This is a genomic window from Pectobacterium polonicum (assembly GCF_005497185.1).
Classification (GTDB): Bacteria; Pseudomonadota; Gammaproteobacteria; order Enterobacterales; family Enterobacteriaceae; genus Pectobacterium; species Pectobacterium polonicum.
In genome coordinates this window covers 372,015-395,064 of the sequence record NZ_RJTN01000001.1, presented here as the reverse complement: position 1 = coordinate 395,064, position 23,050 = coordinate 372,015, and the positions used below count along the sequence as shown (strand labels likewise).

Here is a 23,050-nt window from a genome sequence, read left to right as displayed (position 1 = left end):
ATTCCTCAGTCAGGCGCTGGGTGTTGTTGCCTGCGTCGCTTACGGCTATGCTATGCGGATCTTTTGTTATGAATCAGAACAGGCTACTCACGTAGCGATTCTCCACTAAACAGGACCCCTGGCAGCCATGCAAGAGCAATACCGCCCAGAAGAGATAGAAGCGGACGTCCAGCTTCACTGGCAAGAGAAGCAGACATTTAAAGTCACCGAACAGCCTGGCAAGGAAAAATACTATTGCCTTTCCATGCTACCTTACCCTTCTGGTCGACTACATATGGGCCACGTCCGTAACTACACCATCGGTGACGTGATTTCCCGCTATCAGCGCATGTTGGGCAAAAACGTTCTGCAACCAATCGGTTGGGATGCGTTTGGCTTGCCAGCTGAAGGTGCTGCGGTCAAAAATAATACCGCGCCAGCGCCCTGGACCTATGCCAACATCGATTACATGAAAAACCAGCTCAAACTGTTGGGCTTTGGCTATGACTGGGATCGTGAAGTCGCGACCTGTAAACCAGACTACTACCGTTGGGAGCAGTGGTTCTTCACCAAGCTGTACGAAAAAGGTCTGGTGTATAAAAAAACCTCCGCCGTTAACTGGTGCCCGAATGACCAGACCGTACTGGCGAACGAACAGGTTATCGATGGCTGCTGCTGGCGCTGTGATACTAAAGTCGAGCGCAAAGAGATTCCGCAGTGGTTTATCAAAATCACCGCTTATGCAGACCAACTACTGAACGATTTGGATACGCTGGAAAGCTGGCCTGAGCAGGTCAAAACCATGCAGCGTAACTGGATTGGTCGTTCCGAAGGTGTAGAAATCACCTTTGACGTGGCAGACAGCGCAGAGAAACTGACTGTCTATACCACGCGTCCGGATACGTTCATGGGCGTGACCTACGTTGCCGTTGCCGCCGGTCACCCTCTCGCTGCGCAAGCTGCTGCAACCAACCCAGCGCTGGCCGATTTCATTGCTGAATGCCGTAATACCAAAGTCGCCGAAGCCGATATGGCGACGATGGAGAAAAAAGGCGTGGCCACTGGCCTGTATGCTATTCACCCGCTGAACGGTGAGAAAGTCGCTATCTGGGTCGCCAACTTCGTCCTGATGGAATACGGTACGGGCGCAGTGATGGCCGTTCCGGGCCACGACCAGCGTGACTGGGAATTCGCCACCAAATATGACTTGTCCATCAAGCCCGTTATTCTGAATGCCGACGGCAGCGAACCCGATCTGTCCGCTCAGGCGATGACCGAAAAAGGCAGCCTGTTCAACTCTGGTGAGTTTGACGGTCTGGATTTCGAGACTGGATTCAATGCCATTGCCGATAAGCTGGTAGAAAAAGGCATTGGCGAACGTAAAGTCAACTATCGCCTGCGCGACTGGGGCGTATCCCGCCAGCGTTATTGGGGGGCTCCAATCCCAATGGTGACGTTGGAAGATGGCACCGTCATCCCTACGCCAGAAGATCAGTTGCCGGTGATCCTGCCGGAAGATGTCGTGATGGATGGCATCACCAGCCCGCTGAAATCTAACCCAGAATGGGCGAAGACCACCGTTAACGGCCAGCCAGCGCTGCGTGAAACCGACACGTTCGACACCTTTATGGAATCCTCCTGGTACTACGCGCGCTACACCTGCCCGCAGTACGACCAAGGAATGTTAGATCCGGCTGCCGCCAACTACTGGCTGCCCGTTGACCAATATGTCGGCGGTATCGAACACGCCATCATGCACCTGATGTATTTCCGCTTCTTCCACAAACTGATGCGCGATGCGGGTCTGGTGACGTCGGATGAACCCGCCAAACGCCTGCTGTGTCAGGGTATGGTACTGGCGGATGCCTTCTACTATCTGGGTAATAACGGCGAGCGCATCTGGGTTTCACCTACCGACGTTACCGTTGAGCGTGATGAGAAAGGTCGCATCGTCAAAGCCATCGATAACGAAGGCCGTGACGTGATCTACGCCGGTATGAGCAAAATGTCGAAGTCCAAAAACAACGGCATCGACCCGCAGGTTATGGTAGAGAAATACGGTGCAGATACCGTTCGTCTGTTCATGATGTTTGCTTCTCCGGCGGAAATGACGCTGGAATGGCAGGAATCCGGCGTAGAAGGCGCAAACCGCTTCCTGAAACGCGTCTGGAGACAAGCCTTCGAGCATACCGAGAAAGGTGCGGTAACGGCTCTGGATATCGCTACACTGACTGAAGATCAGAAGTCACTGCGCCGCGATCTGCACAAAACGATCGCTAAAGTGACCGATGATATCGGCCGTCGCCAGACCTTCAACACCGCGATCGCCGCCATCATGGAACTGATGAACAAGTTAGCGAAAGCACCGCAGGAAAGCGATCAGGATCGCGCGCTGACGCAGGAAACCCTGCTGGCCGTCGTTCGTATGCTCTATCCGTTCACGCCGCACGTTTGCTTCACACTGTGGCAGGCGCTGCAAGGTGAAGGCGATGTGGATACTGCACCGTGGCCGGTTGCGGATGAGAACGCGATGGTGGAAGATTCCAAACTGGTCGTCGTTCAGGTTAACGGTAAAGTACGGGGTAAAATTACCGTTGCCGCTGACGCCAGTGAAGAACAGGTTCGCGAACGCGCTGCTCAGGAACCGCTGGTCGCGAAATATCTGGACGGCGTCACGGTTCGCAAAGTGATTTATGTCCCTGGCAAACTGCTTAACCTGGTTGTGGGTTAAGGCAAGGAGGAACTGTGCGACATCGTCTATTCACGTTGTTGCTGGGGTTGGCGGTGTTAATCACCGCTGGCTGCGGTTTTCATCTGCGCGGCACGACACAAGTGCCCGCGCAGTTACAAACACTCATCGTCGACAGCAATGATCCTTATGGTCCGCTAACACGCGCGGTACGTGAGCAGCTCCGTCTCAGCGATGTAAAAATCGTTGAAGATGCGACGCGTCAGGACATCCCGTCTCTGCGGGTACTGGGCTCAAGCGAAACGCGCGATACTGTCTCTATTTTTCAGGACGGTAAAACAGCGGAGTACCAGATGGTGCTAACGTTGCAGGCGCAGGTGCTGATGCCGGGTGAAGATATTTACCCACTCAGTGTGACGGTGTTCCGCACGTTCTTTGATAACCCGCTGGCTGCACTGGCGAAAGATGCCGAACAGGAGATCGTCCGTCAGGAAATGCGTGAACAGGCTGCTCAGCAGTTGGTACGTAAGTTGCTGACTATCAACGGTAGTCAGGAAGTCAAAAATCGGTTGCAGTCCACTGATTCTACTGCCTCCGCTAAGCGTTCATGATTCGGCTTTACCCCGAACAACTCACCGCGCAGCTCCATGAGGGGCTGCGCGGTTGTTATTTGGTCTTTGGCTCAGATCCTCTCCTGCTGCAAGAAAGCCTCGATAACATCAAACGCGTCGCTCAACAGCACGAATTCAGCGAGCATTTCAGCTTCATTCTGGATCTGCATACCGACTGGGATGCGATTTTCAGTACCTGTCAGGCGCTCAGCCTGTTCGCCTCGCGCCAATCGCTTCTACTGGTCTTGCCGGAAAACGGCCCGAATGCGGCGATGAGCGAAAATCTAGTCAAGCTTTCTGGATTATTGCACCCCGATATTTTACTGATTCTGCGCGGCCATAAGCTGACCAAAGCGCAGGAAAACAGCGCCTGGTTTAAAGCGCTGGCACAAGACAGCGTCTATATCAATTGCCTGACGCCGGAACAAGCACAGCTCCCCCGTTGGGTTGCTCAACGCGCCAAAGCCATGAAGTTGACGCTAGATGAACAGGCCACGCAGCTCATTTGTTACTGTTATGAAGGCAACCTTCTCGCGCTGTCTCAGGCGTTAGAACGGCTGGCGCTGCTGTATCCCGATGGCAAGCTGACGCTGCCGCGCGTAGAAAATGCGGTAAACGATGCCGCTCACTTCACGCCTTTCCACTGGCTTGATGCATTGCTGGCAGGTAAAGCCAAACGCGCCTGGCACATTTTGCAGCAGCTGAAGCAGGAAGATTGCGAACCTGTCATTTTGCTGCGTACGCTACAGCGCGAGCTGCTACAGTTGTTGGCGCTGAAACGACACATGTCAGACACACCGCTGCGTACGTTATTCGATCAGCAAAAAGTGTGGCAAAACCGGCGTGACCTGCTCACTCAGGCATTACAGCGGCTCTCTCTTCAGCAACTACAGCAGGCCGTGCGGTTGCTGACTCAGGTGGAAATAACCCTAAAGCAAGACTACGGCCAGTCCGTGTGGCCTGAACTTGAATCGCTTGCCATGCTGCTGTGCGGCAAAACCTTGCCGGAGGCATTCATTTGAATAAGCCATCCACTTCACCATCGTTGACCGCCTTTTTTGGTGGCACGTTCGATCCCATTCATTACGGCCACCTTCAACCGGTGACCGCGCTGGCAAAACTCGTGGGGCTGACTCAAGTCGTCCTGATGCCCAATAATGTTCCACCGCACCGACAGCAGCCCGAAGCCAGCTCCCAGCAGCGTTTTCATATGGCTGAACTTGCCGTTGAAGATAATCCACTCTTTACCGTGGACGATCGTGAACTACAGCGACAAACGCCCTCCTACACGATTGATACGCTGGAAGCGTTGCGGGTGGAAAAAGGCTTCAATGCGCCGCTGGGATTTATCATCGGGCAGGACTCACTGCTGACGCTACACCGTTGGCACCGCTGGCAAGATCTACTCAGCGTTTGCCATTTGCTGGTGTGTGCTCGCCCCGGCTATCGCTCGACGATGGAAACACCCGCATTACAGCAGTGGTTGGACGATCATCTGACGCACACGCCGGACGCTCTCCATCAGCACTCGCACGGGCGGATCTTTTTGGCAGACACGCCACTGGTCACCATTTCCGCAACGGACATTCGCCAGCGGCGACAGCACGGTCTGAACTGCCACGATTTATTGCCTCCCATCGTACTCAATTACATCGACGAACACGGCCTGTACCAATAGCACAGGTTTTCCCGTCCATCAGCCACGGGCTTTATACCACTCGGCAAAAGTGCGTGATATACTCCGCGGCTGGTTTCAATCACCGGGAAAAGCGGGAATTCTCGGCAATTACTCGGTGATTTACGTTTTTCTTAAACAATTCAGCGCCACACGCGTTCATCAGTGACTGATAGAACGCCATTGAGGGGGAACCTTTGCAAGGTCAAGCACTCCAAGACTTCGTTATTGATAAGGTCGATGACTTAAAAGCCCAGGATATCGTTGCACTCAACGTCCAGGGTAAATCCAGCATCACCGATTACATGGTTATCTGTACGGGCACCTCTACACGCCATGTCGCGTCTATTGCCGATCACGTCGTGCAATCCTCACGCGCCGCGGGTCTGATCCCACTCGGAGTAGAAGGCGAAAGCGCCGCTGACTGGGTTGTTGTCGATTTAGGTGACGTGATGGTTCATGTCATGCAGGAAGAAAGTCGCCAGTTGTACGAACTGGAAAAACTGTGGGGCTAGCATGAAACTGCAACTGGTCGCCGTTGGCACCAAAATGCCCGACTGGGTGCAGACTGGTTTCACCGATTATCTGCGTCGCTTCCCGAAGGACATGCCTTTCGAATTACTCGAAATTCCGGCGGGGAAGCGGGGTAAAAATGCCGATATTAAACGCATTCTGGAGCGCGAAGGCGAACAGATGCTGGCTGCGGTGGGCAAAGGCAACCGTATTGTTACGCTGGATATTCCAGGTACTCGCTGGGAAACGCCACAGTTGGCGCAACAGCTTGAGCGCTGGAAACAGGATGGGCGCGATGTCAGTCTGTTGATTGGCGGACCAGAAGGGCTGGCGCCAGAATGCAAAGCCGCGGCGGAACAAAGCTGGTCGCTCTCGCCATTAACGCTGCCGCACCCGCTCGTTCGCGTGCTGGTGGCAGAGAGCCTGTATCGCGCATGGAGCATTACGACTAATCACCCTTACCATCGGGAGTAAGGCGATACGATGAAACATGTGAAATAACACTGGATGAAAGTAGAACGCAAACCCTTTCGTGATTATACCGCGGAGTCCGCTCTGTTCGTGCGCCGTGCTTTGGTAGCCTTTCTGGGCATTTTGCTGCTTTCTGGTGTATTAGTCGCTAATCTTTATCATCTGCAAATTTTGCGTGTCGATGACTATCGCACACGCTCTAACGAGAACCGCATTAAGCTGGTTCCTATCGCGCCCAGCCGCGGTATCATTTACGACCGTAACGGCACCCCGTTGGCGCTGAACCGCACCATCTATCAATTAGAACTGGTGCCTGACAAAGTCGACAACCTGAAAGAAACGCTGGAAGCACTGCGCCCCATCGTTAATCTGACCGATGACGATCTGGAAAATTTTGAAAAAGAACGCAAGCGTTCACGCCGTTTTACCTCCATTCCAGTAAAAACTGGGCTTGATGAGATTCAGGTCGCTCGTTTTGCCGTCAACCAATACCGCTTTCCTGGCGTTGAGGTTAAAGGCTATCAACGCCGCTATTATCCTTACGGTTCTGCGTTAACGCACGTTACGGGCTATGTCTCCAAAATCAACGATAAAGACGTAGAACGGCTGACCAAAGAAGAAAAAATTGCAGACTATGCCGCGACGCGTGACATCGGCAAGCTGGGTATCGAACGTCATTATGAGGATTTGCTGCACGGCAAACCCGGTTATGAAGAAGTTGAAGTTAACAACCGTGGCCGCGTGATCCGCCAACTTCACGAACAGCCACCGCAGGCCGGGCGCGATATTTATCTAACGTTAGATCTGAGCCTACAAATCTACATCGAGAAACTGCTGGAAGGCAGCCGCGCCGCCGTCATTGTCACCGACCCACGCGACGGCGGTATTCTGGCGATGGTTTCCACCCCCAGCTATGACCCCAATCTGTTTGTCGACGGGATTTCCACCAAAAATTATACCAAACTACAAAACGATCCCGATCGTCCACTGATCAATCGTGCAACGCAGGGCATTTACCCTCCAGCCTCCACCGTTAAACCCTATATTGCGGTTTCCGCCCTGACTGCTGGCGTTATCACCACTAACACTAGCCTGTTCGATCCTGGCTGGTGGCAATTACCCGGCTCCGAAAAGCGCTTCCGCGACTGGAAAAAATGGGGGCATGGTCGTCTTAACCTCACCAAATCACTGGAAGAATCCGCGGATACTTTCTTCTATCAGGTCGCTTATGACATGGGAATCGATCGCCTATCCGAATGGATGAATAAATTTGGTTATGGCGAGAAAACCGGCATTGATATTTCGGAAGAAAGCGCCGGTAACATGCCAACCCGTGAGTGGAAACTCAGGCGATTTAAGAAACCGTGGTATCAGGGGGATACCATTCCCGTCGGGATCGGCCAAGGTTACTGGACGGCAACCCCTATCCAGATGAATAAGGCACTGGTCACGCTCATCAACGACGGCAAGGTCAAAACGCCACACCTGCTTTATAGTTCGCGGGAAAATGGCGTTATCGTGCCTTTCCGACAAACTGAGAATCTACAGATTGGCAATATCCACTCGGGCTATTGGGAAGTGGCGAAGGACGGGATGTATGGCGTTGCTAACCGCGCTAACGGCACCGCCCACAAGAGTTTCGATGATGCGCCTTATAAAATTGCGGCAAAATCCGGTACGGCGCAGGTTTTCGGCCTGAAAGAAAACGAAACGTATAATGCGCACAAGATCGCAGAGCATCTGCGTGACCATAAATTAATGGTCGCATTTGCCCCGTATAAGGACCCAAAAGTCGCGATGTCGATTATTCTGGAAAACGGTGGGGCTGGTCCGACCGTGGGCGCTATCACCCGCCAGATCCTTGATCATATCCTGCTGGGTGATAACAATACCGATTTACCTAGCGCGCCTCCTGCGCCGCCGGGTAGTGAGAGTGAGTAACAGACAGTCATGACCGATAGCCAACAAAAAGGTTCGTTCTGGGCGAAAATCCACATCGACCTTCCGTTCCTTCTCTGCATCCTGGCACTGCTGGGCTATAGTCTATTTGTCTTATGGAGCGCGAGCGGACAGGACGTCGGCATGATGGAGCGAAAAGTCGTTCAGATCGTGCTAGGGTTTACGGTAATGATCGTAATGGCGCAAATTCCTCCTCGCGTCTATGAAGGCTGGGCTCCCTACCTCTATGTAGTTTGTGTCATTTTGCTGCTGATCGTAGATATTTTCGGACAAATAAGTAAAGGCGCACAGCGCTGGCTGGATTTAGGTTTTATTCGCTTCCAGCCATCGGAAATAGCCAAGATCGCCGTGCCACTGATGGTTGCCCGTTTTATTAACCGTGATATGTGTCCACCGTCGCTAAAAAATACTGCGATCGCGTTGATCCTGATTTTTGTTCCAACACTGCTGGTTGCCGCACAGCCGGATTTAGGCACCTCGATCCTGATTGCATTATCTGGCCTGTTTGTGCTTTTTCTCGCTGGTATGAGCTGGAGCTTGATTGGCATCGCCGTGCTGCTACTCGCTGCGTTTATTCCGATACTCTGGTTCTTCCTGATGCACGATTATCAACGTGCCAGGGTCATGATGCTGCTCGATCCAGAAAGCGATCCGCTCGGTGCGGGATACCATATTATTCAGTCGAAAATTGCGATAGGCTCAGGTGGCCTGTCTGGCAAAGGCTGGCTGCATGGTACACAGTCTCAGTTAGAGTTTCTGCCAGAGCGACACACTGACTTTATCTTTGCCGTGTTGGCAGAAGAGCTTGGCTTAATCGGCGTCTTGATTCTGCTCGCGATGTATCTGTTCATGATTATGCGCGGTCTGGTCATTGCCGCTAATGCGCAAACCTCGTTCGGCAGGGTTATGGTCGGCGGGCTGATGTTAATTCTGTTTTTCTATGTTTTCGTCAATATCGGGATGGTCAGCGGTATACTTCCCGTCGTTGGCGTGCCGCTACCGCTAATCAGCTACGGCGGATCGGCGCTGGTCGTTTTAATGGCGGGATTCGGTATCGTCATGTCGATACATACTCACCGCAAACTGCTATCCAAGAATTTATAACACGAGGTGAGCGATGCGTAAGGATTGGCTTTGGGTCGGCGTAGCAACTCTGGCGCTTGCGGCCTGTACCACAACGGAACAGCGGCAGCCTGCACCGCCCGTTACTCAGGTTTACAGCGGCCCGACGGAAGAGATCGGCGGCGCGGAACCGCGTTATGAACCCTACAATCAGGGTACGCTGCAAGACTACAGCGTCAAAGGCAAGAGCTATAAAATTGTCAAAGATCCACAAAACTTTAGTGAGACAGGCTTAGCCGCATGGTACGGCGAGGAAGCAAGCGGCAACCGCACGTCAATCGGCGAAACGTTTGACCCTAACGCGATAACTGCTGCCCACCCAACGCTGCCGCTGCCAAGCTATGTCCGCGTCACCAACCTGAGCAACGGCCGTCGTCTGGTTGTACGCGTCAACGATCGCGGGCCATACACGCCGGGCAGAATTATCGATCTGTCGAAGGCCGCAGGCGATCGTCTGAATATCTCGAACAATACCAAAGTGAAAGTGGATTTCATCAACGTCGCGCCAGACGGCACGCTTTCCGGTCCCGGGACCGTGGGTACCACCGTCGCCAAGCAAAGCTTCGCCCTGCCGGAACGTCCGAGCTTCGGTGCCAGCGGGCTGGGTACACCGATGATGGAAACGACGTCACCCACACCCAACAGCGCCGTACGCCCGATCAGCAATAGCAGCCTGAGTGCACCAGCAGAAAGCACACAGCCGCAGAGCAGCGCGCCGTCACACAGCGGCGGTTTTTTGGGTGCGCCTTCCGCCCTGCGTGCTGGCGTGGTTGAGTCCAGCATGACGCCAACAGTCGCGCCATCGTCATCCGCTGCACCAATGAACATCGCGCCAGCTGCTGCTGCGGTTACTGTTCCCGCCGCCGCACTACCATCTTCTACGGGTCGCTATGTCGTTCAGGTCGGTGCGTTGAGCGATCAGCAGCGCGCGCAAACCTGGCAGCGTAGCCTGAGTGAACGCTTCCGCGTGGCGGGTAAAGTCACAGCGAGTGGTGGACTGTACCGTATCCAACTGGGGCCATTCCAGAATCGTCAGCAAGCCGCTGAACTTCAACAACGTTTGTCAGTCGAAGCTCAGCAGCAGTCGTTTATTACCGCCGCACCCGGTACTCTCTAGTCACGGATAATCGGCAGGCTCACGAAGCGAAAGCGGCGGCTATGGCATTGAACATACCGCCCTTTTGCAAAATCACGTAACGTAATGCCTGATGCCTGCCCATTCCCCATCTGCTATAGTGTGGCTCGTTTTTTAACTCATACCCACGGATGTTGTTGTTCCAATCATGAATACTGTAAACACGTCTCGTTTTACTAAGCGTACTGCGCTTGGCGCACTGCTCGTCATTAGTGCCTCTTCCTTTGCCTATGCCGAAGATATCAATCTTAAAACGATGATCCCCGGCGTCCCGCAAATTGATGCTGAATCCTACATCCTGATTGATTACAACTCTGGGAAAGTGTTGGCAGAAATGAATGCCGACACGCGCCGCGATCCGGCCAGCTTAACGAAAATGATGACCAGCTATGTTATTGGTCAGGCGATTAAATCAGGAAAAATCAGCCCGAACGACATCGTTACCGTCGGTAAAGATGCTTGGGCAACCGGCAATCCGACCTTCCAGGGGTCTTCCCTGATGTTCCTGAAGCCAGGCGACCGTGTTCCTGTTTCCCAACTCAATCGCGGTATTATCCTGCAATCCGGTAACGATGCCTGCGTCGCGATGGCCGACTACGTTGCAGGCAGCCAGGATGCTTTCGTTAATCTGATGAATGGTTACGTAAAAGCGCTGGGGCTGCAAAACACCAATTTTGAAACCGTACACGGTCTTGATGCTCCGGGTCAGTTCAGTTCGGCGCGTGATATGGCGTTGATCGGCCAGGCGCTGATCCGAGATGTTCCAGAAGAGTACGCGACCTACAAAGAAAAAGAGTTCACGTTCAACAATATTCGTCAGCCTAACCGTAACGGCTTGCTGTGGGATTCCAGCCTGAATGTTGACGGTATCAAAACCGGCCATACGTCATCAGCGGGCTTTAATCTGGTTGCCTCGGCAACAGAAGGCCAGATGCGCCTGATTTCAGCGGTACTGGGTGGACGTAATGCCAAAGGTCGCGAATCAGAAAGTAAGAAACTGCTGACCTGGGGCTTCCGCTTCTTTGAAACTGTCGCACCATTGAAAGCAGGCAAAGAATTTGCTTCTGAGCCCGTCTGGTTTGGCGACAGCGACCGCGTTGCGTTAGGCGTGGAGAAAGATGCCTATCTGACCATTCCACGTGGCCGTATGAAAGATCTGAAAGCCAGCTATGTTCTGGACAATACAGAACTGCATGCACCGTTAGCCAAAAATCAGGTTGTGGGTTCCATCAACTTCCAACTGGATGGCAAAACCATCGATCAGCGCCCGCTGGTCGTCATGAATGAAGTGAAAGAAGGCGGGATCTTTGGCCGCATGATCGACTACATCAAACTGATGTTCCACCACTGGTTCGGCTAATCCCCCTTGTCTGGGGCCAAAACGCCCCCATATAAATACCATCCATCACTCCCGCACAACGCGGGAGTGATATTTTTTAGTATAATGTCGTTATGTCAGTGCTAATACCGTCGTATTACCCTCTCTGGAGCGCAAATGAAAACCAAATTAAACGAACTGCTTGAATTCCCGTGTGTTTTTACCTACAAAGTCATGGGTGAGGCAAAACCAGAGTTAGTCGATCTGGTCGTTGAAGTGGTACAGCGTCACGCGCCTGGCGACTACACCCCACAGATCAAACCCAGCAGCAAAGGGAACTATCACTCGGTTTCTATCACTATCACGGCGACTCACATTGAGCAGGTGGAAACGCTGTACGAAGAACTGGGCAACATCGACATCGTGCGTATGGTGCTGTAAGAAGAGCAAGCGGGAACATTAGCGAGTGCGGCATGGCTTTACAACGTGCAGTCTAGTTTTGCCCTATAGCACTGCGTAATTTTGTATAGTACTGTTCGCTGAGGCTTCCCGCCGTTATAATCCCCCCACCTTTCCTTAACCTGAAGATGACACACTTGCTACAGGATAAGATCATCGTACGCCAATTTGACGTACAGCCGTATGAACCCGTCTCTCTGGCGATGCATAATTTCACCGACCGACGTGATGAGAATACTCCAGACGAACTCTGGCTGGTTCAGCACCCTCGTGTATTTACGCAGGGTCAGGCAGGCAAAGCCGAACATGTCCTTATGCCCGGCGATATTCCCGTGATTCAAAGCGACAGAGGCGGTCAGGTGACCTACCACGGCCCCGGTCAGCAGGTTATGTACGTGTTGATTGACCTAAAGCGTCGCAAGCTCGGCGTTCGTCAGCTCGTCACCGCGATTGAAAATACCGTGATTGGTACACTCGCACACTTCCAGATTGACGCCCATGCGCGTCCTGATGCACCCGGCGTCTATGTAGGTGAGCGTAAAATCTGTTCGCTAGGACTGCGTATTCGCAAAGGCTGCTCTTTTCACGGGCTGGCGCTGAATATCGCCATGGATCTTTCTCCTTTCTTGCGCATTAACCCCTGCGGTTACGCAGGTATGGAGATGACACAAATCAGCGATCTGGTGGCGGGCGTCACGCTGGATGATACCGCGCCAGTGTTGGTAAACACCTTTTTACAGTTAGTCGGCTATTCCGCACCCGAATATATTCCTTGGAATCTGGACACACAGGGTGAGCCGCTTTCTGGTTAATCTGTTTCATCCTGTCAATAAAAATCAGTCGGTTAGACGATCATTTTTTGATAAATTACATTTTATTCACATAATTTCTTCATTTTGATCGCGCAAGGGCTGATTGTGATTAGGCAAGATGATATAATTTTTATAGTTTTTTAAAAAAAAGTTTAACCAAAACATAATCCTTTGAATTTTAATAATAAATTTAAAGAAACGATTCAGAACTGGAACTTACGCAAACATGAGTAAACCGATTCAGATCGAACGCGGCGTCAAATACCGCGATGCCGATAAGATGGCGCTAATCCCGGTACGTACCGTTGTTACCGAACGCCAAGAGCTTCTGCGCAAACCTGAATGGATGAAGATTAAACTTCCGGCGGATTCAAGCCGTATTCAGGGAATCAAAGCGGCCATGCGCAAAAACGGGTTGCACTCAGTTTGCGAAGAAGCGTCCTGTCCGAATCTGGCGGAGTGTTTCAACCACGGTACCGCCACCTTCATGATTCTGGGCGCTATTTGTACGCGTCGCTGCCCGTTCTGTGACGTTGCCCACGGCCGCCCGCTTACACCGGATGCCAATGAGCCTGAGAAACTGGCACAGACCATTCATGACATGGGCTTGCGTTATGTCGTGATCACCTCTGTTGACCGTGATGACCTGCGCGACGGTGGTGCTCAGCACTTTGCAGATTGTATTAGCGCTATTCGCCGCAAGAACCCGAATATCCGTATCGAAACGCTGGTGCCAGACTTCCGTGGTCGTATGGATCGCGCGTTAGAGATCCTGACCGCCACGCCGCCGGATGTGTTCAACCACAACCTGGAAAACGTCCCACGCGTTTATCGTCAGGTTCGTCCTGGCGCGAATTATGAGTGGTCACTGAAGCTGCTGGAAAACTTCAAAAAAGCGCATCCAGATATCCCAACCAAATCTGGCCTGATGGTTGGATTGGGGGAAACCAATGCTGAAATCGTGGAAGTGATGCGCGATCTGCGCCGCCACGGTGTGACGATGCTGACGCTGGGGCAATATTTACAGCCGAGCCGTCATCACCTGCCGGTACAGCGCTACGTCAGCCCAGATGAGTTCGATGAAATGAAGGCCGAAGCGATGGCGATGGGCTTTACCCACGCGGCCTGCGGTCCATTTGTTCGCTCGTCCTACCATGCCGACCTACAGGCAAAGGGCATCGAAGTAAAATAAGCGCTCATACATATTTACACATTTTCTGTGTGGAATAAAAAACGGACGGCTATTGCCGTCCGTTTTGCTGTGTGAGGCGCGATCAGGATTCTTTACGAGAAGAATCATTCAGCGCTGTCGTATCATCCGTTTTCGCCGGTTGATCGTCATTCATTGCCTTCTTGAAGCCTTTAATCGCCGCGCCCAAATCGCCGCCTAAGCTACGAAGTTTATTCGTACCGAACAGCAGAATGATTAATGCGCCAATCACCAACAGCTTGGCAATACTGATACCTTCCATACAAACCTACCTGATTTACAGAGGCTGGAGACGCCAGCAAACGAGACTATTCTCTTCTCTACAAAGCACGCTGTAGAAAAAATCTTCAGCGCTTTATACTCTAAATAATTCGAGTTGCAGGACAAAACGTTAACGTTTTGAACAGCGCTTGCGCTGACCCCAAAGGGGTGAGGCCACAAGGCCGAATCACGCGGCAAGAGAAGGACAAATTCGTCGGGAACGAATTTGACCAGCCAATGGCTGACCTCCGGTGAGAGACAGGATGTCTCTCATTTCATCCCGATGAGCTTACTCAAGTAAGTGATTCGGGTGAGTGAATGCAGCCAACGCACATGCAGCTTGAAGTATGACGAGTATATGTAAAACCTTATGCAGCACGACACAATCTCCATCTGTAACAAAGTAAGACGCGCACGAGCGTTTTCGCCCGTATTCAGATTGCTTTACAACTTTCCCCTCTGCATCACTACAAAAATCCCGTCTGACGGCGTACACTTCCCACACTACGCGGAGATGACATTCCTCCCTACCCTGGCGCAGCCAAAGCGCTGACAGCCTCAAAACAGGGTACAACCGCCACTCGGCTAATGATGTCTACGTCCACCTCGCAGAGAGGGCGTAGCGTCCTGCCCAACACTCTCCGAGATCGCAAAAACAATCTAGGTAAAAAAACAATCCAAGAAAGGTTTCTATGCTTAGTACATTACTCGCAGTATTTATTGGTGGCGGAGTCGGTAGCGTGGCGCGCTGGCAGTTAGGCGTTAAGTTTAACAATCTGTATCCAACGTTGCCTTTAGGTACCCTGCTTGCCAACCTGATTGGTGCTTTCGTTATTGGCGGCGCGTTAGCCTTCTTCCTGCGTCATCCTCATCTTGATCAAGACTGGAAAATATTGATTACCACCGGTCTGTGCGGCGGTTTAACGACGTTTTCGACCTTTTCTGCCGAAGTCATTATGTTTCTGCAAAGCGGGCAGCTAGCGGCGGCGGGGTTGCACGTGCTGTTGAATCTGGCGGGTTCATTGCTTATGACCGCACTGGCGTTTGCCTTGGTCACTTGGGTGGCAACACTCTGACACCATCATGAAAAATAAAGCAAAAAAAACCCGCCATTGGCGGGTTTTTCACGAAATCGGTATAATTAAATAGCGTTAACGTTAGCAGCAGAAGGACCTTTGGCACCGTCAGTGATTTCGAACTCTACACGCTGACCTTCAGCCAGAGTTTTGAAACCATTGCTCTGGATGGCAGAGAAGTGTACGAACACGTCTTTGCTACCATCTTCTGGAGTAATGAAACCGAAGCCCTTGGACTCATTAAACCACTTAACACTACCTTTAATCTTAGACATCAAACTTACCTTTACATGAATGAAAGACACAAAATCTGTGTCACGTACAGTACAACAATAGATTGACCTTTTGTCCAGTTGAAGTTGGATAAAAAGTGATAAAAGTCGCTAAAAATGTATACCGAGTCCCCCCGTTGTCCTATTTTAATCCGATGCAGAACGCGGAGAGTTCAGTTCTGGCTGATTCATTACTTTTTATGATATCGAAGGGAGACACGATGGTAAGCAAAACGCTGGGTCTGATCGGGGGCATGAGCTGGGAATCCACTATCCCGTATTATCGCATGATTAACGAATATGTGAAAAACCAACTGGGTGGCCTGCACTCCGCCAAAATCATCCTGCACAGCGTGGATTTTCACGAGATCGAACGGTTGCAGTCACAAGGTGATTGGGCGCAGGCCGCTACCGTGCTGGGTAATATCGCCATAGGATTACGTCAGGCGGGGGCAGACGCTATCATCATCTGTACCAACACGATGCATAAGGTCGCTGATGACGTTGAACGCGCCAGCCAGCGGCCCCTTTTACATATTGCCGATGCTACCGGAGCCAGTCTGAAACAGCACGGATTGAAGAAAGTCGGTTTGCTCGGCACCCGCTACACGATGGAACAAGACTTTTATCGCCAGCGCATTCAGGAACGGTTTGGCGTAGACGTGATTGTTCCCGACCCGGTGGGGAAAGAAGCCGTTAACCGCATCATTTACGACGAACTGTGTCTGGGGAACATTAACGACACCTCGCGACAGGTGTATCGGGACATTATCCAGCAGCTTGAACAGCAAGGCGCAGAAGGTATCATTCTTGGCTGTACAGAGATCCCACTATTAATCGGCGCTGAAGATGCGAAAGTTCCTCTTTTTGATACCAGCAAGCTCCACGCGATTGCCGCTGCGAAATTCGCGCTTAATATGGCGTAAACCGATGTAATAGCGCATACAGATAAAACAAACAGTATCACCCGGTTGCCACTAATATAGGCACCGGTGATACGTTCATTAGCGCGGCCTAAGCGTTAGACAGATTCCTACTACTGTGGCTAACCTTTACCATCTGTTTACCGTTAGCCCAGAATGTAGCAATTATAGTGACGACATCATTAACGAAGGGCTTCTTGAACCTTCTCGCTGTCCACATACTGCTCCATTTTCACGATCTTGCCATCTTGAAGATGATATAAATGCGCAAACGTTGCGGTCATGGATTTACCCGTTTTAAGATAAGTACCCGAATACACGCCAAATGCGGCAACACGATCGCCATCCGCCAAGTAAGTATGTACTTTGGCCTGATAGTCTTTCCACTCCGTACCTAACCGGTGAAAGACCCCATCAACAATCTGCTGAGGCCCAACATAAGTCCCCGCATAGGGAAAGCCAGCCGCCTCTGTCCATGTTGCATCCGGTGCCAAAACAGCCAGTAGATTTTTACCATTCTCTGCGGACGTCCCTTCATAGGTCGCTTTAATAATATCCAAATTTGTTGTCATAACCATTAACCCCATTTTATCTTGCTGGTCGCTACTTTCGCACCGATTTGCAGCGCAACATCCAATTTAACATCAGGATAACGCGCAGTTAATGCCGCAATCAATGCGGTGCGATATATTTATGCTGTATTTCCTATCGCACGCTTTCGCCCTGCGAAAGTTAACGCCGCCATTGAAATGCTCACACGCCGAATCGCCCCATGTCCTAGCACAGTAAGATGCAGGATCAGCCAAAGTAGCTAAGCTCATAGCACAATAGCTGTCATTTGAGATAAATTTCCTCTTTTTTAGCGCCATATCGATCGTGACTGCATCACTAAGGGAAACGAGACGAATCCAATAATTTATTGAATTTAATAAATATTAAAAATCATAGCCAATATTTAATAATACCCTCTTTTATTCACTCAGGTTTCCCCTTTTCACATAGAAAAAAAGCAGTATTGAGAGACTCAATACTGCTTATTCGTATGATTTTATTCCTGGTATGCAATGACTAACAGTACTTCTCGTTATTATTTACGTAACATTGCTTCAATAAAATCTTTCCAAGTACTCACTTCTACTTCTACCATGCGAACCTCTTGGTGATTAACGGCGACGCATTATACGCACACTTTTTAATCAGGTAAAAGTGTTATGAAAGTATAAAAAGTGTACTAGCACCTATTTCTGCTACACAGTTCACAGTAGATCTCCCCGCCTTTTTTCGGCATGCTGGGCTATCGCACGATTAGGCTCCGTCGAGCCATGCTGCCCAGTACAGCAATCGTCATGCAACCCAATAAGCAGAAAGGATTTTCCCTCTATGGCGCTGACCATGTACGGCATTAAAAATTGTGACACTATAAAGAAAGCGCGCCGCTGGCTGGAAGATCAACAGGTAGCGTACCATTTTCATGATTATCGCGCCGATGGTCTGGATGCACAGCAACTACAGCGTTTTATCGACCAATTGGGTTTTCAGGCCTTACTCAACACGCGCGGAACGACCTGGCGTAAACTCAGCGAAGAACTGCGTGAACGGATCAACAGCGATACCGGTGACAGCGCAGAAGCTGCCAAAAATCTGATGCTGGAACAGCCAGCTGTGATTAAACGACCGTTGCTGATTGCCGATGACGGTAATGCGCTACTTGGATTCAGTATCGACAGCTATCAGAAATTTATTGCGGAGAACAAATAACGTGTCTTGCCCAGTCATAGAGCTCGCTCAACAGTTAATTAAACGCCCTTCCCTCAGCCCAAATGACGAGGGCTGCCAGGCACTCATGATTGAACGCCTGACGGCGATCGGCTTTACCGTCGAAGCGATGGATTTTGGCGATACCCAAAATTTCTGGGCATGGCGCGGCACAGGAAAAACATTGGCCTTCGCCGGACACACCGACGTGGTTCCCAGCGGCGATGAAAGCCACTGGCAGCATCCGCCGTTTGAACCCATCATTCGTGACGGCATGTTGTACGGCCGCGGCGCGGCGGACATGAAAGGTTCACTGGCCGCCATGGTGATTGCCGCCGAGCGTTTCGTCGCTGCCCATCCCAACCATCAGGGGCGTCTGGCGTTTCTGATTACGTCGGACGAAGAAGCCAGCGCCGTTAACGGCACGGTAAAAGTGGTCGAGGCGCTGATGGCCCGTAACGAGCGGTTGGACTATTGCCTGGTCGGCGAACCGTCCAGTACGCATGTCGTGGGCGATGTGGTAAAAAATGGCCGCCGTGGTTCTATCACCGCGAATTTGCGCGTACACGGCGTGCAAGGACACGTTGCCTATCCTCATCTGGCAGACAACCCGGTTCACCGTGCAGCACCGGCACTCAACGAGCTGATCGCTACCGAGTGGGATCAGGGCAACGAATTCTTCCCGCCAACCACCATGCAAATCGCCAATATTCAGGCGGGTACGGGTAGCAATAACGTCATTCCAGGTGAGCTGTTTGTACAGTTCAATTTCCGCTTCAGCACCGAATTAACGGATGTGTTAATTCAGCAGCGTGTAGCTGAATTACTGGATCGCCACCAGCTTAATTACACCATTGACTGGAAGCTCTCCGGCCAGCCATTCCTGACCGCACGCGGCGAGCTGGTCGATGCCGTGGTGAATGCCGTCGAGCATTACAACGAGGTCACCCCAGAGCTGCTGACAAATGGCGGCACCTCCGATGGCCGATTCATTGCGCGCATGGGCGCACAGGTGGTTGAACTGGGGCCCGTCAATGCCACGATCCATAAAGTGGACGAATGCGTCAGCGCGGCAGACCTGCAACTACTGAGCCGCATGTACCAGCGCATTATGGAGCAGCTCATCGCATGATGACGCCAGCTATGTTAACCGGTAAAAGCGACCAGCATCTGGTCGCTTTACACGGTCGCCATCGTCTTCAGCCAGAGGCGGTAATGGCGTTTCTGGCACTACAGCACGCGGCCAAAACGGCAGGATTCAACCTACAGCCCGCCAGCACGTTTCGCGATTTTGAGCGCCAGCGTCAGATCTGGAATAGCAAGTTTCGCGGCGAGCGTCCCGTCATGGATGCCAACAGCCAGCCGCTGGATGTCTCGTCTATGGACGACGGCGAGCGCTGTGAAGCTATTCTACGCTGGTCAGCCATGCCCGGCTCCAGCCGTCACCATTGGGGCAGCGATCTCGATGTCTACGATCCCGATTTATTACCCTCAGGCCGTTCGCTTCAGTTGGAACCGTGGGAATATGAAGAAGGCGGTTATTTTACCGCGCTGAATGCGTGGCTGAGTGCACACATGCATGAATACGGTTTTTATCGGCCTTATGCGCACGATCTCGGCGGTGTCGCAGTCGAACCCTGGCATATCAGCTATTATCCATTAGCGCAGTATGCGGAAGAACTGCTTACACCGGATCTCATCCTTGCCGCCTGGCAAGATGAAGATATTGCAGGCTACCACTGGCTTTGCCAGCACTTGCCGCAGCTGTTTACCCGTTACATTCATAACGTTGATGAGGCGTGACCATGGCATGGCTGGCTGATTACTGGTGGATAATCCTGATTATCCTGATAGGCATGCTGATTAACGGCATCAAAGAATTGCGCAACGTTGACCATACGCGTTTTCTGCTCAATAAACCGAAATTGCCCCCGCATCGTGACAACAACGACAAATGGGACAATGAAGACGACGACTGGCCACAGAAAAAACCCTGATATCTGTCATCGCCAAACCGCCTGCACGTGAGTTAAGCCTCACGCTGCGGGCGGTTTGGATTCTCACGCAGCGGGAACAAAACTTTCCGCCCGCTCCAGAAGAAAATCATAAAACTCTTTCGCGCACACCGACAGCCGGCGTTCTTTATCCGTCACCAGATAGATGCCGCGCTGCAACGATAAATCCCGGAACGGAATAATCGCAATGTCTTTGTGCTGGAACTGGAACAGCGTCAGCCCCGTTACAATACTCACACCATAATTTGCCGCTACCAGCCCCATCATGGTGGTCAACTGGCGTACTTCCAGCACATAGTTAAAGCCCTCCGGCTCGATAAGCTGATCGGTGTACTGCCGGATGCTGGTGCCTTTACAGAACCCGACAAACGGGTATTGCGCCACATCGGTCACATCAACACTGTCGCGCTGCGCCAGCGGGTGCGAGTTCTGGCAGATCAGATAAAAACTGTCTGCAAACAGCATGCGAGAGCTGAACGTTCCCGGCGATGGCTGTCCTGCCGTCAGCGCCAGATCGGCGCGACCGTCCAGCACCGCTTTCAGGCAGCGATCCCACTGCGTATCCAGCAGTTCAACCTTAATCTTGGGGTAAGCACGGTGATATTGCGCCAGCACCTGAGGCAACCATTCCACCGCCATTGACGGCAATACCGCCAGCACAATCTTCCCTTTGTACCCCGTAGCATACGACTTGATCTCACCGACGGCATCATCATGGGTTTGCACCAGCCGACGGGCAATATCAATGAAATGGAGACCATCAGCATTGAGTTGCACTTTACGTGTATCGCGGTCAAATAGCCGATAGCCGACCTCTTCTTCTAACCCGGCAATTAATGAACTAAATGCAGGCTGAGAGAGATTTATTTTCTGGGCAGCACGCGTGAAATTATCGGTTTCCGTCAACGCGATAAAGGCTCGTAATTGTTTTATCGATAAGTTCATAGTGTTTTTATATAAATAAAATTAAGTTTCCGGTAAGAAAGGAACAAATTCAATAGAAAAAAACAGTAACTGCCATTTTTATGATCCTTCCCGCATTTATTTAATTCCATTCAAGCACTGCCCACTATTCATAAAAATGGACATTCTGGATAAATATCACAAATCATAAAAAACAATTACGTAAAAAGACTCAGTTAAACAAACCAAATCAATCAATTAGAAATTGATAAGAAAATTGGAACAGTTAATACCATTAACAAATAAAATAAACCCATCAGATTTACGAATAAAACCATTGCGATTACGAGTTAGTATAAAGAGGGTTGAGGGTGATAAAAATAGTGCAGACAAAAAATCAAATGACTCTGGGGTAAGCACTCATTTGTTTTGTTAGTTATGACAAGGATTGTTATTGAGTTGTTTAATTTATTGTAAATAAAACAAATAGGCAACATACAAATATATTATTAAAGAGGAACTTTTATGCTAGCTCTCATCGGGGTGCTAACCATAGCCACCCTGCTCTTTTTTATCATGACAAAGCGAATGTCGCCTCTGGTGGCGCTCATCGTTATTCCGGTTCTCGGTGCGCTCGCCGCAGGTAGCGGCACCGATACTGCGAAATACGTGGTGGACGGTATCACCAAACTAGCACCGATGGCGGCGATGTTTGTTTTTGCCATCGCCTTCTTCGGTGTGGTAACCGATGCCGGTATGTTTGATCCTATTATCAAAGGGATCTTACGTATGGTCGGCACCAACCCGGTAAAAATCATTATCGGTACGGGCGTGTTAGCACTGATTGCACACCTGGACGGTAACGGTGCCGTCACCTTCCTGATCACCATTCCCGCGATGCTGCCGCTATTTAATAAGCTCGGCATGGATAAGCGCATCCTGGTTGGTATTACTGCACTCAGCGCGGGGGTTAACTTCCTGCCGTGGACCGGGCCGATGATCCGTGCTGCCGCCGCGTTGAACACCACCACGCACGACCTATTTATCCCCCTCATCCCAGCGCAACTTTGCGGCCTGACCTTCATGGTACTCATGGGCTATTACTGGGGTAAGAAAGAAGAGAAGCGCCTGGGGCTGGCATCAGGTAATCCGCTAGCAGGTGGTACGCAATCCATCACGGCTGAAGCACATGTGAAAGAGCTGACCGATGCGGAAAAAGCGCTGCGCCGCCCGAAAATGTTCTGGGTCAACATTGCACTGGTTCTTGCCGTTATCGGCACCATGGTGTTTACCAAAATTTCACCGACGGTCGCCTTTATGATCGCCCTGACGCTGGCGTTGATGTTCAACTACCCCAACGTTGAAATGCAGAAAGAACGCATTAATGCCCATGCTAAAGCGGCGCTGATGATGGCTAGCATCCTGTTTGCGGCGGGTGCCTTCACCGGCATCATGAGCGGTACTGGCATGCTGAAAGCCATGTCGCTCTCGGCGGTCAGCTTTGTGCCAGAATCTTTTGCTTCCCACATTCCGTTTATCGTCGGCCTGATCTCCATGCCACTGAGCCTGGTGTTCGACCCCGACTCGTACTACTTCGGCATCATGCCAGTCATTGCTCACACGGTGGACATGCTGGGCGTACCGCCGATTCAGGTCGCGCAGGCTTCCGTATTAGGACAGATGACGACAGGCTTCCCGGTTAGTCCGCTGACGCCAGCCACCTTCCTGCTGGTCAGTCTCGCGGGTGTCGATCTCGCCGACCATCAGAAATTCTCTATTCCTGTGCTCTGGGCCGCCAGCGTCATCATGACGTTCGCCTGCGTCATCTTCGGGGTCTTCCCCTTGTAGGGAACATACGGTTTCCCATTGATGATGCCAACAGACACATTTCA

25 protein-coding genes and 1 riboswitch are annotated in these 23,050 nt (G+C 51.4%); of the genes, 20 read left to right on the top strand and 5 right to left on the bottom strand.

Annotation, left to right across the window (positions count from 1 at the left end; genetic code table 11):
- Window positions 1–127 precede the first annotated feature (127 nt).
- From leuS to lipA, 13 genes are all read left to right on the top strand, one after another.
- Window positions 128–2,710 (top strand): leucine--tRNA ligase, encoded by a 2,583-nt coding sequence (gene leuS / locus EDI29_RS01715; protein ID WP_137739461.1) that lies wholly within the window; start codon window positions 128–130, stop codon window positions 2,708–2,710.
- 14 nt (window positions 2,711–2,724) lie between these two features.
- Window positions 2,725–3,279 (top strand): LPS assembly lipoprotein LptE, encoded by a 555-nt coding sequence (gene lptE / locus EDI29_RS01710; protein WP_137739460.1) that lies wholly within the window; start codon window positions 2,725–2,727, stop codon window positions 3,277–3,279.
- The gene (gene holA, locus EDI29_RS01705; RefSeq protein WP_137739459.1) at window positions 3,276–4,301 is read left to right on the top strand and encodes a DNA polymerase III subunit delta; all 1,026 of its coding nucleotides are present in this window, start codon (window positions 3,276–3,278) and stop codon (window positions 4,299–4,301) included. The genes lptE and holA overlap by 4 nt, the downstream gene beginning before the upstream one ends.
- On the top strand, window positions 4,268–4,957 hold the full coding sequence (gene nadD, locus EDI29_RS01700) for a nicotinate-nucleotide adenylyltransferase (RefSeq protein WP_137739458.1): 690 nt from the start codon (window positions 4,268–4,270) through the stop codon (window positions 4,955–4,957). The genes holA and nadD overlap by 34 nt, the downstream gene beginning before the upstream one ends.
- Before the next feature lie 194 nt (window positions 4,958–5,151).
- Window positions 5,152–5,469, top strand: coding sequence for a ribosome silencing factor (gene rsfS / locus EDI29_RS01695; RefSeq protein WP_010284049.1), 318 nt, complete (start codon window positions 5,152–5,154; stop codon window positions 5,467–5,469).
- A 1-nt stretch (window position 5,470) separates the two neighbouring features.
- Window positions 5,471–5,941 (top strand): 23S rRNA (pseudouridine(1915)-N(3))-methyltransferase RlmH, encoded by a 471-nt coding sequence (gene rlmH, locus EDI29_RS01690; RefSeq protein WP_015730925.1) that lies wholly within the window; start codon window positions 5,471–5,473, stop codon window positions 5,939–5,941.
- A gap of 33 nt (window positions 5,942–5,974) precedes the next feature.
- On the top strand, window positions 5,975–7,879 hold the full coding sequence (mrdA, locus tag EDI29_RS01685; protein ID WP_137739457.1) for a peptidoglycan DD-transpeptidase MrdA: 1,905 nt from the start codon (window positions 5,975–5,977) through the stop codon (window positions 7,877–7,879).
- A gap of 9 nt (window positions 7,880–7,888) precedes the next feature.
- The gene (gene mrdB, locus EDI29_RS01680; protein ID WP_107168308.1) at window positions 7,889–9,001 is read left to right on the top strand and encodes a peptidoglycan glycosyltransferase MrdB; all 1,113 of its coding nucleotides are present in this window, start codon (window positions 7,889–7,891) and stop codon (window positions 8,999–9,001) included.
- A 13-nt stretch (window positions 9,002–9,014) separates the two neighbouring features.
- Window positions 9,015–10,136 carry an endolytic peptidoglycan transglycosylase RlpA gene (gene rlpA, locus EDI29_RS01675; protein WP_137739456.1) on the top strand — a complete coding sequence of 374 codons (1,122 nt, stop codon included), beginning with the start codon at window positions 9,015–9,017 and terminating at the stop codon, window positions 10,134–10,136.
- 166 nt (window positions 10,137–10,302) lie between these two features.
- Complete coding sequence (gene dacA / locus EDI29_RS01670; protein WP_014700744.1) at window positions 10,303–11,514, top strand: D-alanyl-D-alanine carboxypeptidase DacA; 1,212 nt, start codon at window positions 10,303–10,305, stop codon at window positions 11,512–11,514.
- 135 nt (window positions 11,515–11,649) lie between these two features.
- Window positions 11,650–11,913 carry a DUF493 family protein YbeD gene (gene ybeD, locus EDI29_RS01665; protein WP_005976281.1) on the top strand — a complete coding sequence of 88 codons (264 nt, stop codon included), beginning with the start codon at window positions 11,650–11,652 and terminating at the stop codon, window positions 11,911–11,913.
- Between the two features lie 146 nt (window positions 11,914–12,059).
- Entirely contained in the window at window positions 12,060–12,743 is a 684-nt protein-coding gene (lipB, locus tag EDI29_RS01660) for a lipoyl(octanoyl) transferase LipB (RefSeq protein ID WP_193555629.1), read from the top strand.
- A 226-nt stretch (window positions 12,744–12,969) separates the two neighbouring features.
- On the top strand, window positions 12,970–13,935 hold the full coding sequence (gene lipA, locus EDI29_RS01655) for a lipoyl synthase (RefSeq protein WP_010298756.1): 966 nt from the start codon (window positions 12,970–12,972) through the stop codon (window positions 13,933–13,935).
- 82 nt (window positions 13,936–14,017) lie between these two features.
- On the opposite strand, the gene tatA is transcribed toward lipA, so the two are convergent.
- Window positions 14,018–14,215 carry a Sec-independent protein translocase subunit TatA gene (gene tatA, locus EDI29_RS01650; RefSeq protein ID WP_010298753.1) on the bottom strand — a complete coding sequence of 66 codons (198 nt, stop codon included), beginning with the start codon at window positions 14,213–14,215 and terminating at the stop codon, window positions 14,018–14,020.
- A gap of 500 nt (window positions 14,216–14,715) precedes the next feature.
- Window positions 14,716–14,819: riboswitch (Fluoride riboswitch) on the top strand.
- An 87-nt stretch (window positions 14,820–14,906) separates the two neighbouring features.
- On the opposite strand from tatA, the gene crcB reads away from it, so the two are divergent.
- Entirely contained in the window at window positions 14,907–15,290 is a 384-nt protein-coding gene (crcB, locus tag EDI29_RS01645) for a fluoride efflux transporter CrcB (protein WP_137739454.1), read from the top strand.
- 65 nt (window positions 15,291–15,355) lie between these two features.
- Here crcB and cspE read toward each other — a convergent pair whose 3' ends face one another.
- Window positions 15,356–15,565 carry a transcription antiterminator/RNA stability regulator CspE gene (gene cspE, locus EDI29_RS01640; protein ID WP_005976270.1) on the bottom strand — a complete coding sequence of 70 codons (210 nt, stop codon included), beginning with the start codon at window positions 15,563–15,565 and terminating at the stop codon, window positions 15,356–15,358.
- Between the two features lie 218 nt (window positions 15,566–15,783).
- Here cspE and EDI29_RS01635 point away from each other — a divergent pair, with 218 nt between their 5' ends.
- Entirely contained in the window at window positions 15,784–16,488 is a 705-nt protein-coding gene (locus EDI29_RS01635; RefSeq protein WP_137739453.1) for an aspartate/glutamate racemase family protein, read from the top strand.
- 179 nt (window positions 16,489–16,667) lie between these two features.
- Here the strand turns inward: EDI29_RS01635 and EDI29_RS01630 are convergent, their stop codons facing one another.
- Window positions 16,668–17,057 (bottom strand): nuclear transport factor 2 family protein, encoded by a 390-nt coding sequence (locus EDI29_RS01630; protein ID WP_137739452.1) that lies wholly within the window; start codon window positions 17,055–17,057, stop codon window positions 16,668–16,670.
- 515 nt (window positions 17,058–17,572) lie between these two features.
- Window positions 17,573–17,632 carry a protein YpfM gene (ypfM, locus tag EDI29_RS23175; RefSeq protein ID WP_137739554.1) on the bottom strand — a complete coding sequence of 20 codons (60 nt, stop codon included), beginning with the start codon at window positions 17,630–17,632 and terminating at the stop codon, window positions 17,573–17,575.
- 233 nt (window positions 17,633–17,865) lie between these two features.
- Here ypfM and EDI29_RS01615 point away from each other — a divergent pair, with 233 nt between their 5' ends.
- The 4 genes from EDI29_RS01615 to EDI29_RS01600 are packed head-to-tail and all read left to right on the top strand — an operon-like array spanning window position 17,866 to window position 20,237.
- Window positions 17,866–18,243, top strand: a complete 378-nt coding sequence (locus tag EDI29_RS01615) for an ArsC family reductase (protein ID WP_137739451.1) — start codon at window positions 17,866–17,868, stop codon at window positions 18,241–18,243.
- A 1-nt stretch (window position 18,244) separates the two neighbouring features.
- Window positions 18,245–19,372: a succinyl-diaminopimelate desuccinylase gene (gene dapE / locus EDI29_RS01610; protein ID WP_137739450.1), complete on the top strand. Its 1,128-nt coding sequence runs from the start codon at window positions 18,245–18,247 to the stop codon at window positions 19,370–19,372.
- Window positions 19,369–20,043, top strand: a complete 675-nt coding sequence (locus EDI29_RS01605; protein WP_137739449.1) for a M15 family metallopeptidase — start codon at window positions 19,369–19,371, stop codon at window positions 20,041–20,043. The genes dapE and EDI29_RS01605 overlap by 4 nt, the downstream gene beginning before the upstream one ends.
- A gap of 2 nt (window positions 20,044–20,045) precedes the next feature.
- Window positions 20,046–20,237 (top strand): YpfN family protein, encoded by a 192-nt coding sequence (locus EDI29_RS01600; protein ID WP_014700752.1) that lies wholly within the window; start codon window positions 20,046–20,048, stop codon window positions 20,235–20,237.
- A gap of 63 nt (window positions 20,238–20,300) precedes the next feature.
- Here EDI29_RS01600 and EDI29_RS01595 read toward each other — a convergent pair whose 3' ends face one another.
- A complete protein-coding gene (locus tag EDI29_RS01595) occupies window positions 20,301–21,200 on the bottom strand; it encodes a LysR family transcriptional regulator (protein WP_137739448.1) in 900 nt (299 codons plus the stop codon).
- Between the two features lie 483 nt (window positions 21,201–21,683).
- Between EDI29_RS01595 and EDI29_RS01590 the strand changes: the two genes are divergently transcribed.
- Window positions 21,684–23,006, top strand: a complete 1,323-nt coding sequence (locus EDI29_RS01590) for a CitMHS family transporter (protein ID WP_107168318.1) — start codon at window positions 21,684–21,686, stop codon at window positions 23,004–23,006.
- Window positions 23,007–23,050 lie beyond the last annotated feature (44 nt).

Bases quoted from the DNA above. Each gene is read 5' to 3' on its own strand.
- mrdB (WP_107168308.1), top strand. From the start codon at position 7,889: ATGACCGATAGCCAACAAAAAGGTTCGTTCTGGGCGAAAATCCACATC.
- EDI29_RS01605 (WP_137739449.1), top strand. From the start codon at position 19,369: ATGATGACGCCAGCTATGTTAACCGGTAAAAGCGACCAGCATCTGGTC.
- lipB (WP_193555629.1), top strand. From the start codon at position 12,060: ATGACACACTTGCTACAGGATAAGATCATCGTACGCCAATTTGACGTA.
- EDI29_RS01630 (WP_137739452.1), bottom strand. From the start codon at position 17,057: ATGACAACAAATTTGGATATTATTAAAGCGACCTATGAAGGGACGTCC.
- dacA (WP_014700744.1), top strand. From the start codon at position 10,303: ATGAATACTGTAAACACGTCTCGTTTTACTAAGCGTACTGCGCTTGGC.
- ybeD (WP_005976281.1), top strand. From the start codon at position 11,650: ATGAAAACCAAATTAAACGAACTGCTTGAATTCCCGTGTGTTTTTACC.
- crcB (WP_137739454.1), top strand. From the start codon at position 14,907: ATGCTTAGTACATTACTCGCAGTATTTATTGGTGGCGGAGTCGGTAGC.
- EDI29_RS01635 (WP_137739453.1), top strand. From the start codon at position 15,784: ATGGTAAGCAAAACGCTGGGTCTGATCGGGGGCATGAGCTGGGAATCC.
- cspE (WP_005976270.1), bottom strand. From the start codon at position 15,565: ATGTCTAAGATTAAAGGTAGTGTTAAGTGGTTTAATGAGTCCAAGGGC.
- mrdA (WP_137739457.1), top strand. From the start codon at position 5,975: ATGAAAGTAGAACGCAAACCCTTTCGTGATTATACCGCGGAGTCCGCT.
- leuS (WP_137739461.1), top strand. From the start codon at position 128: ATGCAAGAGCAATACCGCCCAGAAGAGATAGAAGCGGACGTCCAGCTT.
- EDI29_RS01600 (WP_014700752.1), top strand. From the start codon at position 20,046: ATGGCATGGCTGGCTGATTACTGGTGGATAATCCTGATTATCCTGATA.
- EDI29_RS01590 (WP_107168318.1), top strand. From the start codon at position 21,684: ATGCTAGCTCTCATCGGGGTGCTAACCATAGCCACCCTGCTCTTTTTT.
- holA (WP_137739459.1), top strand. From the start codon at position 3,276: ATGATTCGGCTTTACCCCGAACAACTCACCGCGCAGCTCCATGAGGGG.
- EDI29_RS01615 (WP_137739451.1), top strand. From the start codon at position 17,866: ATGGCGCTGACCATGTACGGCATTAAAAATTGTGACACTATAAAGAAA.
- EDI29_RS01595 (WP_137739448.1), bottom strand. From the start codon at position 21,200: ATGAACTTATCGATAAAACAATTACGAGCCTTTATCGCGTTGACGGAA.
- rlmH (WP_015730925.1), top strand. From the start codon at position 5,471: ATGAAACTGCAACTGGTCGCCGTTGGCACCAAAATGCCCGACTGGGTG.
- tatA (WP_010298753.1), bottom strand. From the start codon at position 14,215: ATGGAAGGTATCAGTATTGCCAAGCTGTTGGTGATTGGCGCATTAATC.
- lipA (WP_010298756.1), top strand. From the start codon at position 12,970: ATGAGTAAACCGATTCAGATCGAACGCGGCGTCAAATACCGCGATGCC.
- rlpA (WP_137739456.1), top strand. From the start codon at position 9,015: ATGCGTAAGGATTGGCTTTGGGTCGGCGTAGCAACTCTGGCGCTTGCG.